Below are 17,898 nucleotides of genomic sequence, written 5' to 3' on the forward strand. Positions count from 1 at the left end.
GAGGAAAGCCGCGCTTCGGCCACCCCGATGATGGAACAATTCATCGAGATCAAGGCCAACAACCCCGGCTCGCTGCTGTTCTATCGCATGGGCGATTTTTACGAGCTGTTCTTCGACGATGCCGCCGAAGCCTCGAGGGCGCTGGGCATCACGCTCACCAAGCGCGGCCAGCATATGGGCTACGACATCCCCATGTGCGGTGTGCCCGTCCATGCGGCAGACGATTACCTGCAGAAGCTGATTTCGCTGGGCTATCGCGTTGCCGTCTGCGAACAGATCGAGGATCCCGCCGAAGCCAAGAAACGCGGCTCGAAATCGGTGGTGAAACGCGATGTCGTGCGCCTCGTCACGCCCGGCACGCTGACCGAAGAAAAACTCCTCGTCGCCTCCGAATCCAATTACCTGATGACGCTCGCCCGTATTCGCGGCAATAGCGAAGAGCAGATGGCGATCGCCTGGATCGATATTTCGACGGGCGTTTTCCGCGTTGCCGAAACAGAACAGACACGTCTTCTCGCCGATATCCTGCGCATCGAACCGCGCGAACTCATTCTTGCCGATGCCATTTTTCACGATCCGGAACTGAAACCCGTCTTCGACGTTCTCGGCCGCGTCGCTGTGCCCCAGCCGGCCGTGCTGTTCGACAGCGCCATGGCAGAAAGCCGTATCACCCGCTATTTCGGCGTCGAAACCCTCGACGGCTTTGGTACGTTTTCGCGTGCCGAATTGACGTCAGCCGCAGCAGCAGTGGCTTATGTCGAAAAAACCCAGATTGCCGAACGTCCGCCGCTTGGCCGACCGGAGCGTGAAAGCGGCAACTCCACCCTGTTTATCGATCCCGCCACGCGCGGAAATCTTGAACTGACGAAAACGCTTTCCGGCAGCCGCGATGGCTCACTGTTGAAAGCCATCGACCGCACGGTCACCGGCGGTGGCGGCCGTCTGCTTGCCGAGCGGCTGATGTCGCCGCTCACTGATCCGGCTGTCATCAACAACCGCCTCGATTCCATCTCTTTCCTGATCGAGGAACCATCGCTCTGCGGCGATCTGCGCACAGGCCTCAAACACGTGCCCGACATGCCGCGCGCGCTGTCGCGTCTGGCGCTCGACCGTGGTGGTCCGCGCGATCTCGGTGCCATCCTCATCGGCCTGCAGGCCGCCCGCACCGTCGGCCAGAACCTCTCGAAGGTCATGCTGCCGCCGGAGCTGGAAGAGGCGATGGCCGCACTCGCCGCCCTACCGGATGATGTCGAAAACCTGCTCTCCGGCCTGCTGGCGGAAGAACTGCCACTGTTGAAGCGCGATGGCGGCTTTGTTGCCGATGGCGCCTATGCCGAGCTCGACGAAGTCCGGGCGCTTCGCGACCAGTCACGTCGCGTCATTGCCGGGCTGCAGCTGCAATATGCCGACGAGACCGGCATCAAGTCGCTGAAAATCAAGCATAACAATGTGCTTGGTTATTTCATCGAAGTCACCGCCGGCAATGCCGGGCCGATGACCGATACGCCGGAAGCCAAGGCCCGCTTCATCCATCGCCAGACCATGGCCAATGCCATGCGTTTCACCACGACGGAACTGGCCGATCTCGAAAGCCGCATCGCCAATGCCGCCGGGCAGGCACTGGTCATCGAGCTCGAAGCCTTCACTCACATGACCAACGCGGTCACTGCCGCCGCCGAAGCCATCAAGGCCGGTGCGCGTGCTCTTGGCATCATCGATGTCGCCGCAGGCCTTGCCATGCTGGCGGAAGAGTGGGGTTATCGTCGCCCGATCGTCGATGACAGCCGCATGTTTGCAATCGAAGGCGGCCGTCACCCGGTGGTCGAACAGGCGCTGCGCCGCCAGTCGGCCGGTGCGTTCATCGCCAACGAATGTGATCTGTCGCCACGGGATGGTGGCGAATTCGGTGCACTCTGGCTGCTCACCGGTCCCAACATGGGCGGTAAATCGACGTTTCTGCGCCAGAACGCGCTGATTTCCATTCTGGCCCAGATGGGCTCCTTCGTGCCGGCAACTGCTGCCCATATCGGTGTTGTCGACCGCCTGTTCTCGCGCGTCGGAGCGTCCGACGATCTGGCGCGTGGCCGCTCCACCTTCATGGTGGAAATGGTCGAAACCGCCGCCATCCTCAATCAGGCGACCGACCGCTCGCTGGTCATCCTCGACGAGATCGGCCGCGGCACGGCGACCTTCGACGGTCTGTCGATCGCCTGGGCCGCTGTCGAACACCTTCACGAAGCCAATCGTTGCCGCGGCTTGTTCGCCACCCATTTCCACGAGTTGACCGTCCTGTCGGAAAAATTGGGCCGCCTCTCCAACGCCACCATGAAGGTGAAGGAATGGGACGGCGAGGTCATCTTCCTGCACGAAGTCGGCCCTGGCGCCGCCGACCGGTCTTACGGCATTCAGGTCGCCCGTTTGGCCGGCCTGCCGGATGCGGTGGTGGCACGCGCGCGTGATGTGCTGACCAAACTGGAAGACAGTGACCGCAAGAACCCGGCCAGCCAGTTGATCGATGATCTGCCGCTGTTCCAGGTGGCGGTGCGCAAGGAAGAAACGCGCCGCGGCCCGTCCAAGGTCGAGGAAGCGCTGAAGGCTCTCAACCCGGATGACATGACCCCGCGCGAGGCGATGGATGCGCTTTACGCGCTGCGCAAGCAGCTTGCGGAGAAGTAGGGATGCATTGGCAGTTTATGCCATTATGGTATGATGGCCCTCGCACAACAGCCGCGAGGTCCAGCCATGCCCACCTGCAATGTCGTTTTGACTGACCATCACGCCGAAGTTATTGATCGTCTGGTGAAATCCGGCCGTTACCAGAATGCCAGCGAAGTTTTGGGTGAGGGGCTGCGGCTGGTGGAGCAGGAGGCCAAAGCTGATGCTCTGGAACTCGAATTCCTACGCCGTGAATATGCATTGGGCAAAGCGAGTGGGGAGGCGGAGGAGTTTGACCCCGAACTGTTTTTGCAGGAGTTGAAGGCCGAGCGGCGCTCTCGCAATGGCTAGATACAGGCTGTCACCGCATGCAAGAAAACAGCTGCGTGACATCTGGCATGACATTGCAGTTCATAACGAAGTGGCGGCCGATCGTTTTCTGAGCCATCTTGTCGCAAAATTCAAACGTGCTGCCTCCCATCCGGAAATCGGCGTGGCTCGGCCAGACATTGGCGATGTGGCGCGTATGCTGGTCGAAGGACGCTACGTCGCGATCTACGAGCCGACGAAATACGGTGTCGAGGTCGTACCATCGTGCATGGGATGCGCGATCCATCAAGCTGGATCGCCTGAGAAAGCGCGCTCCGCTTACCCCTCATCCTCAAAACTGAACCGTCCGAAATCGAACGCGCCGCCATGCGCCATCGGCTTCTGCGCCATGCTTTCCGTGGCCGCGCCCGGCTCCGTCTCCAGCGAACGTTTCACCAGAAGCGGCGGTTTCATGGTCACGCGCTGGCCCGGTGACAGCAGCGCCCAGTGGGTCAGCGACTGGATCGCGACAGGCTCGGCCGATGCCGTCCCGCTTGCCGGTGCAGCATCTTTCAGCACGCGGATTTTTGCGAGGTCCTGTAGAATGGCCGGATCACCGAACGGTTTTGATACGGGTGCGGGCAAGGTCGGCCGCTGCGCCGGGATTGGTCCGATCGAGGCCACGACGATATTGTCCGGCGGCAGGTCGGTGGTTTCGACGGTCTTCGGCCGCGGCGAGGGCACCGGAATGGCAGCGGTTAGCAGTTCAACCTGCTTTTCCTCGCGCTTCGCAACAATCTCGGCCTTTTCCTTCGGGCTGCCGCCGAATTTTCCCTGCATGTCGAGCGCTGCCTGCGCCCGGCTCTTGGGCGTTGGCAGCATCGCCGTCACAAGGCCGCTGTCATCGGCGCTGCGGGCACGGCCGCGCGCAATCACCGGTGCCGCATCGTCGTCATCCTCGGCGGTGGCGGCAATCTCGATCGAGCGCGCGCCGATGCGGCGCTTGTAGTCGGCCAGGGCCTGCTGATAGCCCGGCAGCGGTTTGCCGTTGGTGGGCAGATGCAAGGTCTTGCCGTTCGGAAAAATTCTCGCCAGCTCGGTTTGAGACATGCGCGGCCATGCGCGCACGCTGCCGACATCGAGATGCACGAAGGGCGAACCGGAGGTCGGGTAATACCCGACGCCGCCCACCTGCATCTGCATGGCGGTGGCGCGCAGCGTCGAAATCTTGACCCCCGGAATGAAAAAATCCATCGCCTTGCCCAGCATGTGCTGGCTTTTCTTGGCAACGCCCGTGGAGCGCGAGCGCCCACGCAGCATGCCGTTGGTGGCCGGCGAACGATAAGCGGAAACGACGTGGATATAGTCCCTTGCACCGACGCGGTCATAGACCTCCCAGACGAGATCCAGCAGGCGGGGATCCATCTTGGTCGGTTCGTTGCGGCGCCAGTCGCGCAGGATGCGGTTGATCTGGTTGAGACCTTTCGGGTCGAAACGACCATTGCGCTTGTAGGTGATTTCGGCGCGTTCGCCCGTATGGGTGAAATAGAGTTTCAGAGATCGGTTCTCGGCGGCGGCAAAACTTGTGGTGCCAACCAGCAGGGGCAGGGCCAGCAAACCTGCCGCCACACCCTTCGCGGGACGCGCCGCGAAACGGCACATCCCGGCCACCACATTCCGGCAAAAGGAATTTACGACCGATACGCCGTGCGGAAACTCGAACGCCACCATAAGAACTGCAAACCCAGATTACGCGGGACATCTGACACTCGTGCGAGCGCCGCGGATCGGGCAATTATGGTCAATAAAACCCTAATAAGAGGTTAGCCCTTTGTGCCATTGTCATATTGGCGAAATCCGAGTCTGTTTCGTTTGTGCTGGCCAATGTCGGAAGGGGTGATTATTGTGCGTTGCAACAATGCCGTACCCGCCTCTTCCCGCGACGAAGATTTTTACCGTTCACGAAAGCGTCAGGAAACCATACAATCGTCACATTGCCGGTCCCCAAAGCGAGCATTCGAGACAGGCACGGGCGCTTGAAAATGGCATCCCGCAGGACTTGAGTAACCGAAAATCCGCCTATTTCCTTCCGCGAAAACCAAAACCTCGGAGTTGCCATGAGCGTGAGTTGGACCGATGCCGCCATCCTTGGACTTGTTCAGGGATTGACCGAATTCCTGCCGGTGTCCTCCAGTGCGCACCTGCGCATTCTTGGCGAATTCCTGCCCTCGGGCACGGATCCCGGCGCGGCGTTCACGGCCATCACCCAGCTCGGGACGGAAGCCGCGGTTCTCGTCTATTTCTGGAAGGACATCATGGCGATCGCCACCGCCTGGCTGCGGCAGGTGTTTCGTCTGGGCGATTATGACAAGGACGCCGCCCGCATGGGCTGGCTGATCATCATCGGCTCGCTACCCATCATCGTGCTCGGCCTCGCCTTCAAGGATTATATCGAACACGGACTGCGCAACCTCTATATCACCGCCATCATGCTGATCGTTTTCGGCCTCATCCTTGGCTGGGCGGACAAGATCGGCAAGAAAAAGTATGCGCTGAAACAGCTGATCTGGCGCGACGGCATCATTTTCGGTTTCGCGCAGGCCATGGCGCTCATCCCCGGCGTTTCCCGCTCCGGCGGCACCATCACCGCTGGCCTGCTGATGGGCTACACGCGGGAAGCCGCCGCCCGTTATTCCTTCCTTCTCGCCGTCCCCGCCGTGTTCGGCTCCGGTTTCTACCAGCTCATCAAGACGATGGGCGAGGAAACCGCCGTCGCTGCCGGCCCGACGGCACTAGCGACCGTGATCGCCTTCGTGGTCGGTTACGCCGTCATCGTCTGGTTCCTGAAACTGGTCTCGACCAAGAGTTACATGCCGTTCGTCTGGTACCGTCTGGTCATCGGCGTGGTGCTGCTGGGCCTGCTGGTTTCGGGTGTGGTCAACCCGATCTGATGAGGCGAGAGCCCGGTTTCGACCGGGCTGTATCAGGGCAAGCTGTTTGGCGAGGGTTATAGCAACAGGGCCGCCATGCCCTGTTGTTCGATCAGCTTTGTCGCTTTTCTGTCGAACGACACGAATGTATCGGCACCGAGCCACTGGCCGTCGAATGCGATAACGCCATCGGCAAAGTCCCCGCCTGCATCGAGCACAGCCAGACCGGCTTCGATGACTGGCCGGTTGGTGGCCACGTTGCGCATATCGAGGATACCGCGGACGGCAGTTGCAATATCGGCTTTTCCAACACGATAACTTCGGTCCAACACCCAGACGAATTCGCAGAGTGCATGAACGCTGATGGCAACCAGTTCGGCCTCTTCCAGCGCCTTCACCGCAATCTGCTGCTGCGCCTCGTCATCGCCCACGATCAGCCGCAAAAGCACGTTGGTGTCGAGGCTGATTTTCATTTGTTTTTGATGCCTGCCTCGCCGGCTGCCGCACCAGCCTCGGCAATGGCGTCATTGATCTCGTCGATGGAAAGTTTTGCGCCGTTTGTCTTGCCCTTCAGTATGCCGCTAAGGTCCCGCCAGGAGCCGTTGCCCGTATCAGCGGTCAGTTCCGCCCGCCCATCCGGCAAAAGATCGATCCTTATCTTGCCACCCGGCTGGATGCCGAGATGTTTGAGGACATCTTTCCTGATGGTGATCTGGCCGCGCGCCGTAACCGTCAATGTCGTCATGAACTGACCTCCGAGGTGAAGGAAAGAATAATGTGGAATTGCATTATCTTCAATCATGGTGCCTGGCTCGTCGACTGTCAGGTTCCAGAATGCCTCCCTTCAGTGTCGGCAAACCGAGGTCGCTTTTCCGGGTATGTGGACGATTGACCAGCCGCCCGGCGGGTGATGATTGATCCGCTATGCCGATGGGGATCTGTATGCCTTTACACGGCACATTTGCGCTTTCTTCAAGGATGGCAACATGCATTCCCGGATGCACCACCCCGCCGCCAATGATATAACCCATCCCATCTGACCGACATCCGCTGTCATCATCGGGGCGCCACCTTGCTCACCATTCCGCTGCCGTTTTTCGCCGGCCTTGTTTTCGTTCTCACGCTGCACCTCAGTCTCAAAGGCGTCGCGCTGCCGGGCACGCGAAAAATCTTCAATGTCTTTCTGGCGCTCTATGCGGCGCAGGGCATCGGCATAGGCCTGCGCTTCGGTTATGGCGTCGAAAGCCTCATGCCGCTTCTGCCGGTCACTGCCTCGGCCATGCCGCCGCTCGCCTATCTCGCCTTTCGCAGTTTGACCGCCATGCCTGTCAAAAGCCCGTGGCTGCATGTCCTGCCACCGCTTGGTCTGGCCTTGGCCGTCGCCTTTGCCCGGCAGTTCGTCGATCTGCTGCTGTTCCTCACCTTCATCGGCTACAGCATCGCGCTCTGGCGCATCACGCGCGCGGGCGGTGATGAAGTGATGGCCGAAGCCGCCTTGCAACGCATGCGTCCGGCTCTGCGTGCGGCAAAACTCACCGCCGCCCTCATGCTGTTTTTCGCGCTGAGCGACGGCGCACTTGCCATCTATGCGGAATTTTACGGCAATGCCGAAGTGCCGTTTGCCGTTTCGGTGATGAACCTTGCCGCGATCGTTGCGGTCATTGCCTATTACCTCTGGCCGCAATTGCCGGAAACTTCACCGAAAATGCAAGGGGCGGCAGCACCTGCTGCATCACCGGAGGACGATGCGATCATCACCCGCGTGTCGGCCGCGCTTGAAACGCTCTATGCCGACGAAAATCTCAGCCTGGCGCGGCTTGCCCGCAAGGCCGGCCTGCCGGCCCGCGATGTATCTGCCGCCATCAACCGTTCCACCGGGGTCAATGTTTCGCAATTCGTCAACAACCGCCGTGTGGCGGAGGCATGCCGGCTGCTGGATGAAACACAAAAATCTGCAACCACGATCCTGTTCGACGTCGGCTTTTCGACAAAATCCAACTTCAATCGGGAGTTTCGCCGCGTCACCGGCAAAAATCCGCGCCAGTGGAAGGCACGCGACAGAAGCACGGCTGCCGTGTCTGGTAACGGGGTTGATCTTGTTGCCGCAAAGCAACAAGTTGGAAACATCCAGCAAGCATAATGATGCGCAAGAAGGTGTGTGACACAGGTCGAAGCCCAGTCGATTGGACGAGTGGCGGCCTGGGCACCGGTAGGAAGACATGGCCAGACCCGATACCGATTATCCAGAACTGCTCGACGTCGCCAAGCTGAAGGCCGATATCGCAGCAATTGCCACCACCCATGCCGGCAAGTCCGCCGATATGCGCGCAGCGCTTCTGCCGCTTTTGCGCACCATCAACAATGACGGCCGCAACAAGGCGCGCGAACTGCTGGAGGCCAACAAGGGTGGCGGCATTCTGTGCGCGGAGCGGATTTCCTGGCTGCAGGACCAGTTGATCGTCGCCATTCATGATCTCGTTGATGCGCATGTTTACCCGCAGGCGGCCGGCTCCACGGCAATCACCGCCGTCGGCGGTTATGGACGCGGCACGCTGGCGCCGGGCTCGGATATCGATCTTCTCTTCCTGCTGCCGGCCTCCAGCACCGATGCCATGCGCAAATCGGTGGAATTCCTGCTCTATGTTCTGTGGGATCTCGGCTTCAAGGTTGGTCATGCCACCCGCACGGTGGAAGAATGTATCCGCCTGTCGCGCGAGGACATGACCATCCGCACCGCAATTCTGGAAACCCGCTTCATCTGCGGCAAACAGTCTCTGGCGGAAGAGCTCGATAACCGTTTCGATCGCGAGATCATCCACAATTCCGGCCCGGATTTTATCGCCGCCAAACTGGCAGAGCGCGACATGCGTCACCAGAAGGCCGGTGATACGCGGTATCTGGTCGAACCGAACGTCAAGGAAGGCAAGGGCGGGCTTCGCGATATCCAGACGCTGTTCTGGATTGCCAAATATCATTATGGCGTGCGCGATGCAGCGGCTCTCGTCAAACGTGGTGTCTTGTCACGCACAGAGCTGCGCCTGTTCGAAAAGGCCGAGGATTTTCTCTGGGCGGTGCGCTGCCACATGCATTTTTTGACCGGCAAAGCCGAAGAACGCCTGTCCTTCGATATCCAGCGCGAAGTCGCGGCCGCCATCGGATATAATGCGCGTCCGGGCCTTTCGGCCGTCGAGCGCTTCATGAAGCATTATTTTCTCGTCACCAAGGATGTCGGCGATCTCACCCGCATTCTGTGTGCCGCTCTGGAAGAGGAACAGGCCAAACCTGCCCCCGGCCTCACCGGCGTCATTTCCCGTTTCCGCTATCGCACCCGCAAAATTCCCGGCAGCAGCGAATTCGTGGAGGATCGCGGCCGTATCGCGCTTGCCGATCCCGATGTATTTCGCCGTGATCCGATAAGCCTCATCCGCTTTTTCCATGTTGCGGATCTGGCCGGGCTGGAATATCACCCGGATGCGCTAAAGCAGGTCAATCGCGGCCTGCGGCTGATCGACAATGACCTGCGTGAGAACGAGGAGGCCAACCGCCTTTTCCTCTCCATCCTCACCTCGCCGCGCACGCCGGCCATGACATTGCGGCGCATGAACGAGGCCGGTGTGCTCGGCCGCTTCATTCCCGAATTCGGCAAGATCGTCGCGCTGATGCAGTTCAGCATGTACCACCATTATACGGTGGACGAGCACCTGATCCGCGCCGTCGAGGCCCTGTCGGATATCGACAAAGGCAAGTTCGGCGATGAACATCCGCTGATCAACAAGCTGATGCCGACCATCGAGGACCGCACCGCGCTTTACGTGGCCGTGCTGCTGCACGATATCGCCAAGGGCCGCCAGGAGGATCACTCCATCGCCGGTGCCCGCGTGGCGCGAAAGCTCTGCCCGCGTTTCGGCCTCAACCCGAAACAGACGGAACTGGTCGTCTGGCTGATCGACCAGCATCTGCTGATGTCGATGACCGCTCAGACCCGTGATCTCAACGACCGCAAGACGATCAGCGATTTTGCCGAACACGTGCAGTCGATGGAGCGCCTCAAGGCGCTGCTCATCCTCACCGTCTGCGATATCCGCGCCGTCGGGCCGGGTGTGTGGAACGGCTGGAAGGGCCAGCTTTTGCGCACGCTTTATTACGAGACCGAACTGCTGCTATCCGGCGGTTTTTCGGACAGTTCCCGCAAGCAGCGCACCATCGCCGCCGAAGAAGCGCTGGTGCAGGCGCTGGATGAGGGCTGGACCGCCAAGGACCGCAAGACCTACGGCAAGCTGCATTACCAGCCCTACCTGTTGTCCGTGCCACTGAACGACCAGATCCGTCATGCGGCCTTCATCCGCGATACAGACAAGGCCGGCAAGGTGCTGGCCACCATGGTACGCACCGACAGTTTTCGCGCCATCACCGAGATCACCGTTCTGGCGCCCGACCATCCGCGCCTGCTCTCCATCATCGCCGGTGCATGCGCCGCAGCCGGCGCCAATATCGCCGACGCCCAGATCTTTACCACCACCGATGGCCGCGCCCTCGACACCATCCTCGTCAGCCGTGAATTCACCGACGATGCCGATGAACTGCGCCGTGCCGGCACGATTGGCCGCATGATCGAGGATGTGCTTTCGGGCAAGAAACGCTTACCCGAAGTCATCGCCTCGCGCGCCAAGTCGAAGAAGCGCAACAAGACGTTTTCCGTGCATCCGTCGGTCACGATCTCCAACACGCTGTCCAACAAGTTTACGGTCATCGAAGTGGAATGCCTCGACCGCGTCGGCATCCTTGCGGAAATCACCGCCGTGCTGTCGGACTTGTCACTGGATATCCAGTCGGCCCACATCACCACGTTTGGCGAAAAGGTGATCGATACGTTCTACGTGACGGATATCGTCGGCATGAAGATCACCAACGAAAACCGCCAGGCAAGCATTACCGCAAGGCTGAAACCGGTGATGACCGATCAGGACGACGAGTTGCGCTCCCGCATGCCATCGGGGATTATTGCACCCGAGCCGGCACCTTCGGAAGGATCGACGCCGGATCTGGGGCCGGGGAGTGCGCCGAAGGTGAAGGTGTGAGGGTGGATGATCATCATCCATAATATCGAAAGATCCGACGGGAAGGCGCGTGTCGAATTCGTTCAGCACGGGAATGGCCTTTACTCGTTTAATGAAGAGCAAGAGCTTGAAGACGAGGTGCCTGGCCTCGGCCCCCACACCTACTGGGCGCCAACTCACGTTTCCGGAATTTACGACGAGATGGCTGCCGCTGTGCGAGATGCGAAAGCTGCTCTCCGTTGGCTGAGGGATGCCGGGGCGCTGTGATTGTCAGGTGATCGGGCATGTTTCGCATACGCTCCATCTCTCAGTCTTTCGAGAGATGGCCGTCCGCTTCACCTCCCGCTATAACACCCCCACGAATCGAACCTTCCGGTGAGCCCCCGCATGAGCCTTGTGAAAAAATTCGCGACCGTCGGCGGTGCCACGCTCGGCAGCCGCATTTTTGGTTTTGCCCGCGAAACCCTGATGGCGGCTGCACTCGGCACCGGGCCGATGGCCGACGTGTTTTACGCGGCCTTCCGCTTTCCCAATCTTTTTCGCCGGCTGTTTGCCGAAGGCGCGTTTAATGCCGCCTTCGTGCCGCTGTTCTCCAAGGAGATCGAGGCCAACGGCATCGATGGTGCCAAGCGGTTTTCCGAGGAAGTGTTTGGCGTCCTGTTTTCGGCGCTGCTGATCATCACCATCGCCATGGAACTGGCGATGCCGTGGCTGGTCACCTGGATCATCGCCCCCGGTTTTGCCGATGACCCGGAAAAGACGTCGATCACCATTCGCTTGGCCGTGGTGATGTTCCCTTACCTGATGTGCATGTCGCTGACGGCGATGATGAGCGGCATGCTCAATTCGCTGCATCATTTTTTTGCCGCCGCCATCGCGCCGGTCTTTCTGAACGTGGTGATGATCGCCGCGCTGTTTTATGCGCTGTGGACCGGTGCCGATCCGCTCTCCACCGCCTGGTATCTGTCGTGGAGCGTGCTGGTCGCCGGTGTGTTGCAGCTTGCCGTGGTTTATGTCGGCGTGCGCCATGCCGGCATAAAGATCGGTTTCCGCCGTCCGCGCATGACGCCCAATGTCAAGCGTCTGCTGGTGCTTGCCGTGCCTGCCGCCATCACCGGCGGCGTCACCCAGATCAACCAGATCATCGGCCAGGCAATCGCGTCCAGCAAGGAAGGCGCGATTGCCGCCCTGCAATATGCCGACCGTATCTATCAGCTGCCTCTGGGCGTCGTTGGTGTCGCCGTCGGTGTCGTGCTTCTGCCGGAACTGGCGCGCGCACTGAAGGGCGGCAATCTCAAGGAAGCCGCCAATATCCAGAACCGCTCGATCGAATTCGTGCTGTTCCTGACCTTGCCTGCTGCTGCAGGGCTGTGGGTCCTGTCGGATTCCATCATTCGCGTGCTCTATGAGCGCGGTGCGTTTTCTGCCGAAAACACCGCCGTTGTCGGTTCCATTCTCGCGATCTACGGTCTGGGTCTTCCCGGTTTTGTGCTGATCAAGGCGCTGCAGCCCGGTTTTTATGCCCGCGAAGATACCAAAACCCCGATGCGGTTCACCATGATGGCCGTTGTGGTCAATTCGGGCCTCGCCATCTCGCTTTTCCCACTGATCGAGGAACGCGGTATCGCCACGGCGGAGGCTGCGGCCGGCTGGATCAACACGATCTTTCTGTTTTCCACGCTGGTCTGGCGCGGCCATCTGAAATGGGAATGGGCCTTTGCCCGTCGCACGGCCATGCTGCTTGTCTCTGCCGGCATCATGGCGGTGGCTTTGACCTATGCGCTGCGTTACGCCAGCCCGTGGCTCGCGTCCGGTTCGCATTTTCTGCAGCAGGTCCTGGCACTTGGCGTGCTGATTGCCATTTCGATGCTGGTTTACTTCTCAGTCGCCTTTTTGATCGGCGGTGCCGATCTCGGCATGATCCGCCGCAATCTCAAGCGCAAGCCAAAACAGGCGGCAGCAACGGTCGATCCGGAAGGCTGATCAACTGCGGCGGTGGTGACGCTTCAGATTGGCCAAACCACCCTTGCCCTTGGATTTTCCGCCGCAATGCGCCCAGCGGCGTTTCGGGCCGATGTCCACATGCACGATGCCGTTGCAATAACGGCCGATGCCGCCAATGCCCGGCGCGCCGGCGGCTGCCGCCAGGATCGCCTTTTCCGAAACACCCGGCACGCGGATGTCTGCGGCATAACAGCGGCTGTGCTGCGAGGTGCCCGAACGCGGGCGGTGACCTGACGTCACCATCGGTTTCTTGCCGGTCTCAGCGCGGATATGGGCGAGGATCGCTTCCAGCTTTTCCGGAAAACAGGCGGTGCGCACGCTGACGCGCTGCACGGTATAGGCCGCCGAATAGTCATGCTTGAAGGTGGTGCCACGGCGTTTGCCGCTTTTATCCGCCGCGTCTGCGGAAATGGCTGAAAGGACGACGCTGGCTGTCATAAAGCAGGCAAGCGCGACGCGGGAAAGAATGCGCATTCTGGACTCCGAAACCGTATCCGTCACTCATGGCGAACGGAAAGCTAATTTCGGAGTATTTCTTTTCTAAAAGTGACGGCAATAAGGGAGAAAATGCTCTAAATTAGGAGTCTGTCTGCCATAATAATGAATATCCGTTAAGAATTTCGCATTTTTGTACTCATTGTGCGGTATTGAAGGACCGCTTCCCGAGGCCTCTTTTTGTGCAGTGAAGGCCGGAAACCGGGCCGGATGCCACCTGTCACATTTTTGGTAAAAATCCTTCACAATCCAACGGTTGACACCGCGCGACCCTGCTCCAGTTTCCCCTCATACGCCGTGCATTTCACCGATGGATATGGCACCGACGAAAAAGTGCCTGCTCCTCCTTCTGCATCGACCGTGAAAATCATTCGGATTTTCGTAAAAAAACGTCGATGCGCCGATAGCAAAAGGCCGATTTCGATGTTTGGTTTTTCAAAAGACGCGTCTTCCCTCAATCCTTTCAAGCGCAATCCGCCTTCGGTGAACACGCCGATCAGCAAGAATGTCATCCCGACATTGGCCGATAAGGTGAAGGCCGAGGCCGACAAGAAAGGCACATACGACAAGAAGGATGCGCCGCTTTCCATCACCGATGTGGTCAACACCTGTCTCGATGTTGCCTTTGGTTCTGCCGCTGGCGGCGCCAGTTCCGGTTATGCGGGCTTGGCCCAGACGGTCGCCGATAGCGCCCAGAAAAGCTACAAGGCGACCAAAAGCGTGTCGGCGCCACCCAATCCGTTGTTTGTCGGCCACGGTCACAGCCGGGGCGATCTCAACACCGAAAGCCCGGCGACGTTAAAGTATCTGGAGCGTCGCCGGGTCAAGGAAATGGGCGGCAACGGTTTCAGCATTGCCGGCACGGTGGCGGTTGCCGCTTCCATGGGTGCGCTGCCGGTCAATGCGCTGTCGATTGCCAGACAGGCAAACACGACCGGCTCGACAGCTGCCCATCTTACCAAGCTGAAAATTCTCGCGCGTGAGATCGATGCGCTCGGCGCGGGCGCGGAACGTGGTGTCACGCTCTCCGAGCTGGTGCGCGATGTCATCAAGGTCAAGGCGCATAAATCCGGCATCGAGGGCGCCAAGCTGGTTACCGGCTCCATTCCGGTGCTTGGCGAGATCGTCACGGCCAGCGTCAATGCCGGCATCAATGGCGCGGCATCTGCGGCCAAGACGTTCGACAAGGCCTATCACGCCAAGAACTGCGCAAAGCTGGCGCTGGAAATCCACTGGCGCGCCTATCAGGAACAGTTTTCCGCCTTCTGTCGCATGCACAAGCTCGATCCTGCCGATTTCTTTGCTCGTGAGGATTATCTTGCCCGCAAGCGTCCACCACGGCTGACCGGCATGGGTTTGAAAAAGGCCAATGAAAAACTGCGCGAGGCCGATCGCCCGCCGCGCCTGACCGGCATGGGCCTTTCCGCTGCCCGTGAGGCACTGGAAGCGCACGATCCGCCACAATCCCGCCTGCCGTCACGCGATTTCGACCGGGTGGTTCATGACGCCCGTCAGAGCTTTTATTTCCACCGCGACGCCGGCCCGGCCACCAGTCTGGTGACGGAACTTTATACCCGTCGTTCGGCACTTGCCGTGCTTGGCAAATACGATATCGCAGCACTCATCATGGAACCCGGCGGCTGGGTGGCGCTGACGGACAAGATCGCGTCCTTGTGAGGGGAGGGGGACGCAGGGCCTGTTCATCCTGCGTCAGCCCATTCCCACCTCCGTCGTCGAATTGGGATATGAGTCTTAGAGCGCGTCAGAATATGCATCTGACGCCGGGTGCATCCTCTTGATCCCGCCCCATCCGCCGTGCATAAGCCCGGCCGTTAGCAACATGGGCGACATGAGCGCCAAAGGCCGGGTTATCCGTCCTGCTCACCATGCCCTGGGGCCTTCCACAAGCCTGATGAGGACGACATGAACACGTTTAAGCCGCTCGTATTTTCCGGCGTACAGCCAACGGGCAATCTCCATCTCGGAAACTATCTCGGCGCCATCCGCAAATTCGTGGCGCTGCAGGAAAACAACGACTGCATCTATTGCGTCGTCGATCTCCATGCCATTACCGCCCAGCTCGTCCATGACGATCTGAAGGGCCAGATCCGCTCCATCGCCGCCGCCTTCATCGCGTCGGGCATCGATCCGGTCAAACATATCGTTTTCAATCAGTCAGCCGTGCCGCAGCATGCGGAACTCGCCTGGATCTTCAACTGTGTCGCGCGCATCGGCTGGATGAACCGCATGACACAGTTCAAGGACAAGGCCGGCAAGGATCGCGAAAACGCCTCGCTCGGTCTGCTCGCCTATCCGAGCCTGATGGCTGCCGACATCCTCGTCTACCGCGCCACCCATGTGCCGGTCGGTGACGACCAGAAGCAGCATCTGGAACTTGCCCGCGATATCGCCCAGCGTTTCAATATCGATTTCGGTCCCAAAATCCGCGAGGCCGGCACGGGTGTGGACATGGTCGTCGGTGAGGAGCCGATCCACGGTTATTTCCCGCTGGTCGAGCCGCTGATCGGTGGCCCGGCACCCCGCGTCATGTCCTTGAAGGATGGCACCAAGAAGATGTCGAAGTCGGATCCGTCGGATCTGTCACGCATCAACCTGATGGACGATGCCGACACGATTTTGAAAAAGATCCGCAAGGCCAAGACCGATCCGGATGCTTTGCCGAGCGAAGTCGATGGTCTCGAAGGTCGCCCGGAAGCCGGCAATCTCGTCGGCATCTATGCGGCCCTGTCCGATCGCACCAAGGCGGACGTGCTTGCCGAATTCGGCGGCCAGCAGTTTTCGGTGTTCAAGCCGGCGCTCGCCGATCTGGCGGTGGAGGTGCTTGCCCCCATCACCACGGAAATGCGCCGCCTGATGGACGACACGACGCATATCGACGCGATCCTCAAGGATGGCGGCGAACGCGCTCGCGCCCGCGCCGAAAAGACCATGAACGAGGTTTCCGACATTATCGGATTCCTGCGCTGATTTCGGTTGCCGGTCTGCAAGGACCGGCGGTTTTCCCGAGGGTTGCCAAACCCGCCTCGTCATCCTCGGCCTTGTGCCGAGGATCTAATCACGCCAGCAATGGGCCTCAGCAGATCCTCGGGACAGGCCCGAGGATGACGACCGAGGGCAGGCGGCCCCGCCCTCAACCACCCCCGCTTTTACATCCCCGCTCTTTTGTATAATGTCCATCACGACCAAACGGGTCGTGTCAGCGCATCAGGGGGATCGGCATGGTTTCAACTCGGCTATCGCGTCTCGAAGGCCATCGTCGCAAGTTCATGGCGGTCATCGATGGCACGCCGGAATGCGAAAAGGCCGTGCATTATGCCGGACGCCGCGCCAAAAATTCCAATGGCGCACTCTTGCTGCTCTATCTCATCCCCGAAGGCGATTTCCAGCAATGGCTGGGTGTCGAGGCGATCATGCGTGCCGAAGCGCGTGAAGAGGCCGAAGCCGTGATGGCCAAGGCCGCGCAGAGCGTGCGGGAAAGTATCGGCATTGATCCCGAAGTGGTGATCCGCGAGGGCAATGCTGCCGACGAGATCAATTCCCTGATCGAGGAAGACCAGGATATCGCCATCCTCGTGCTTGCCGCCGGTTCCGCCAAGGAAGGTCCGGGGCCGCTCGTCACCTCGATCGCCGGCCGCACCGCAGCCTTTCCGATCCCCGTCACCGTGCTGCCCAGCACGCTGACCGACGAGGAAATCGACGCGCTGGCCTAAAGGTCTTTTGTCCCCGCGCATAAACCTTCACCCTTGACCTTGTTTCCGCAAAGGCGCACTTGAACCGAAACCTGAACGGTCTTATCTTCTTTGGAAGAATTCTAAACGGGCGAGCGCGCTTCGCCAGGAGACATAAAGATGTTCATTCAGACGGAAGCCACGCCGAACCCGGCCACCCTGAAATTCCTGCCGGGCAAGGTCGTGCTGGAAAGCGGCACCGCCGAATTCCGTTCCGCTGCCGAGGCTGAAAAGTCTCCGCTCGCTGCCCGTCTGTTCGACGTGCCGGGCGTCACCGGCGTCTATTTCGGTTATGACTTCATCACCGTCAGCAAGTCCGATGCCGAATGGCAGCATCTGAAGCCGGCAATTCTCGGCTCGATCATGGAACACTTCATGTCCGGCCAGCCGGTCATGGGCGGCGGTTCCGCCATGGCGGAAGCCACCGATGAGGAAGGTGAGTTCTTCGATGAAGGCGACGAAACCGTCGTTGCCACCATCAAGGAACTCCTGGAAACCCGCGTCCGTCCGGCCGTTGCCCAGGATGGCGGCGATATCACCTTCAAGGGTTACAAGGACGGTACCGTCTACCTCAACATGAAGGGCGCCTGCGCCGGTTGCCCATCATCGACCGCCACGCTCAAGCATGGTGTCCAGAACCTGCTCAAGCACTTTGTGCCGGAAGTCCAGGCCGTCGAATCCCTCTGATAAAATCTTGGC

16 protein-coding genes and 1 pseudogene are annotated in these 17,898 nt (G+C 60.0%); 12 read left to right on the forward strand and 5 right to left on the reverse strand.

The window, feature by feature from the left end; genetic code table 11:
* The first annotated feature begins 27 nt into the window (after positions 1 to 27).
* The 3 genes and pseudogenes from mutS to EDF70_RS30715 all read left to right on the forward strand — a co-directional run.
* Entirely contained in the window at positions 28 to 2,676 is a 2,649-nt protein-coding gene (gene mutS / locus EDF70_RS18275; protein ID WP_132276845.1) for a DNA mismatch repair protein MutS, read from the forward strand.
* Positions 2,677 to 2,742: 66 nt separating this feature from the next.
* On the forward strand, positions 2,743 to 3,006 hold the full coding sequence (locus tag EDF70_RS18280; protein ID WP_132276470.1) for a type II toxin-antitoxin system ParD family antitoxin: 264 nt from the start codon (positions 2,743 to 2,745) through the stop codon (positions 3,004 to 3,006).
* Positions 2,999 to 3,163 (forward strand): annotated as a pseudogene (locus EDF70_RS30715) (type II toxin-antitoxin system RelE/ParE family toxin); the annotation flags it as partial. The gene EDF70_RS18280 and the pseudogene EDF70_RS30715, both read left to right, overlap by 8 nt.
* 140 nt (positions 3,164 to 3,303) lie before the next feature.
* Here the strand turns inward: EDF70_RS30715 and EDF70_RS18290 are convergent.
* Positions 3,304 to 4,626 carry a DUF882 domain-containing protein gene (locus EDF70_RS18290; protein ID WP_207908275.1) on the reverse strand — a complete coding sequence of 441 codons (1,323 nt, stop codon included), beginning with the start codon at positions 4,624 to 4,626 and terminating at the stop codon, positions 3,304 to 3,306.
* 455 nt (positions 4,627 to 5,081) lie between these two features.
* Here EDF70_RS18290 and EDF70_RS18295 point away from each other — a divergent pair, with 455 nt between their 5' ends.
* Entirely contained in the window at positions 5,082 to 5,915 is an 834-nt protein-coding gene (locus tag EDF70_RS18295; protein ID WP_132276474.1) for an undecaprenyl-diphosphate phosphatase, read from the forward strand.
* A 56-nt stretch (positions 5,916 to 5,971) separates the two neighbouring features.
* On the opposite strand, the gene EDF70_RS18300 is transcribed toward EDF70_RS18295, so the two are convergent.
* Both EDF70_RS18300 and EDF70_RS18305 read right to left on the reverse strand, forming a co-directional pair.
* Positions 5,972 to 6,367, reverse strand: a complete 396-nt coding sequence (locus tag EDF70_RS18300) for a type II toxin-antitoxin system VapC family toxin (RefSeq protein ID WP_132276476.1) — start codon at positions 6,365 to 6,367, stop codon at positions 5,972 to 5,974.
* A complete protein-coding gene (locus EDF70_RS18305; RefSeq protein WP_132276478.1) occupies positions 6,364 to 6,639 on the reverse strand; it encodes an AbrB/MazE/SpoVT family DNA-binding domain-containing protein in 276 nt (91 codons plus the stop codon). The genes EDF70_RS18300 and EDF70_RS18305 overlap by 4 nt, the downstream gene beginning before the upstream one ends.
* A gap of 327 nt (positions 6,640 to 6,966) precedes the next feature.
* Here EDF70_RS18305 and EDF70_RS18310 point away from each other — a divergent pair, with 327 nt between their 5' ends.
* The 4 genes from EDF70_RS18310 to murJ all read left to right on the forward strand — a co-directional run bounded on the left by EDF70_RS18310 (position 6,967) and on the right by murJ (position 12,934).
* Positions 6,967 to 8,034 carry a helix-turn-helix domain-containing protein gene (locus tag EDF70_RS18310; protein WP_132276480.1) on the forward strand — a complete coding sequence of 356 codons (1,068 nt, stop codon included), beginning with the start codon at positions 6,967 to 6,969 and terminating at the stop codon, positions 8,032 to 8,034.
* 79 nt (positions 8,035 to 8,113) lie between these two features.
* Positions 8,114 to 10,972 (forward strand): [protein-PII] uridylyltransferase, encoded by a 2,859-nt coding sequence (locus EDF70_RS18315; protein ID WP_132276482.1) that lies wholly within the window; start codon positions 8,114 to 8,116, stop codon positions 10,970 to 10,972.
* Positions 10,973 to 10,978: 6 nt separating this feature from the next.
* A complete protein-coding gene (locus EDF70_RS18320; RefSeq protein ID WP_132276484.1) occupies positions 10,979 to 11,218 on the forward strand; it encodes a hypothetical protein in 240 nt (79 codons plus the stop codon).
* 120 nt (positions 11,219 to 11,338) lie between these two features.
* The gene (gene murJ / locus EDF70_RS18325; protein ID WP_132276486.1) at positions 11,339 to 12,934 is read left to right on the forward strand and encodes a murein biosynthesis integral membrane protein MurJ; all 1,596 of its coding nucleotides are present in this window, start codon (positions 11,339 to 11,341) and stop codon (positions 12,932 to 12,934) included.
* On the opposite strand, the gene EDF70_RS18330 is transcribed toward murJ, so the two are convergent.
* Together EDF70_RS18330 and EDF70_RS18335 are read right to left on the reverse strand one after the other, a co-directional pair.
* Positions 12,935 to 13,429 carry a D-Ala-D-Ala carboxypeptidase family metallohydrolase gene (locus tag EDF70_RS18330; RefSeq protein WP_132276488.1) on the reverse strand — a complete coding sequence of 165 codons (495 nt, stop codon included), beginning with the start codon at positions 13,427 to 13,429 and terminating at the stop codon, positions 12,935 to 12,937.
* Positions 13,430 to 13,692: 263 nt separating this feature from the next.
* On the reverse strand, positions 13,693 to 13,953 hold the full coding sequence (locus EDF70_RS18335; protein WP_132276490.1) for a hypothetical protein: 261 nt from the start codon (positions 13,951 to 13,953) through the stop codon (positions 13,693 to 13,695).
* On the opposite strand from EDF70_RS18335, the gene EDF70_RS18340 reads away from it, so the two are divergent.
* The 4 genes from EDF70_RS18340 to EDF70_RS18355 all read left to right on the forward strand — a co-directional run bounded on the left by EDF70_RS18340 (position 13,934) and on the right by EDF70_RS18355 (position 17,886).
* The gene (locus EDF70_RS18340; RefSeq protein WP_132276492.1) at positions 13,934 to 15,127 is read left to right on the forward strand and encodes a hypothetical protein; all 1,194 of its coding nucleotides are present in this window, start codon (positions 13,934 to 13,936) and stop codon (positions 15,125 to 15,127) included. The genes EDF70_RS18335 and EDF70_RS18340 overlap by 20 nt on opposite strands.
* A gap of 246 nt (positions 15,128 to 15,373) precedes the next feature.
* The gene (gene trpS, locus EDF70_RS18345) at positions 15,374 to 16,438 is read left to right on the forward strand and encodes a tryptophan--tRNA ligase (RefSeq protein ID WP_132276494.1); all 1,065 of its coding nucleotides are present in this window, start codon (positions 15,374 to 15,376) and stop codon (positions 16,436 to 16,438) included.
* Between the two features lie 251 nt (positions 16,439 to 16,689).
* Positions 16,690 to 17,181 (forward strand): universal stress protein, encoded by a 492-nt coding sequence (locus EDF70_RS18350; protein ID WP_132276496.1) that lies wholly within the window; start codon positions 16,690 to 16,692, stop codon positions 17,179 to 17,181.
* Between the two features lie 138 nt (positions 17,182 to 17,319).
* Complete coding sequence (locus tag EDF70_RS18355) at positions 17,320 to 17,886, forward strand: NifU family protein (RefSeq protein ID WP_132276498.1); 567 nt, start codon at positions 17,320 to 17,322, stop codon at positions 17,884 to 17,886.
* Positions 17,887 to 17,898: the final 12 nt, after the last annotated feature.

It is taken from the genome of Neorhizobium sp. JUb45 (assembly GCF_004343585.1).
Classification (GTDB): domain Bacteria; phylum Pseudomonadota; class Alphaproteobacteria; order Rhizobiales; family Rhizobiaceae; genus Neorhizobium.